1 protein-coding gene and 1 pseudogene are annotated in these 360 nt (G+C 68.3%); both read right to left on the reverse strand.

What is annotated here, in order from left to right; translation table 11 throughout:
• Nucleotides 1-213 (reverse strand): adenosylcobinamide-GDP ribazoletransferase (locus tag FQ668_RS27330; RefSeq protein WP_178097163.1); only part of this gene is annotated, 213 nt, incomplete at its 3' end.
• 1 nt (nucleotide 214) lies between these two features.
• Nucleotides 215-360, reverse strand: a pseudogene (locus FQ668_RS27335) (histidine phosphatase family protein); the annotation flags it as partial.

Genomic DNA, 360 nt, shown 5'->3' on the forward strand with positions numbered 1-360 from the left:
GAGCAACACCCACAACGTGAGCAGCAGGGCCGCGTGCAGCGACGCAGGCGTGCCCTGCAGCAGGTAGCTGGCCAGCCACAGCAACAGGCCGAACAGCAACCCGACCAGCGGGTAGCAGAGCAGCGAGCGCCCCACCTCGCGCGGCGCCGGCATGCCCGGCAGACTCACCGGCAGGCTGCTGAGAAACTGCAAGGCAATCCACAACGGCAACATCTCAGCGCCCCTCGACCCACTGGCCGTCGTCACCCGGCACCAGTCGCATCAGCGCAGCGTGGCCGACTTCGACCTGCAGCAACTGCGCCCTTGGCAAACCACGGGCACGTGCCAGCAGCAGCCGCATCACGCCGCCTTCGGTGACCA

Origin of the sequence: Pseudomonas sp. Kh14 (genome assembly GCF_900291005.1) — a bacterium.
GTDB lineage: Bacteria > Pseudomonadota > Gammaproteobacteria > Pseudomonadales > Pseudomonadaceae > Aquipseudomonas > Aquipseudomonas alloputida.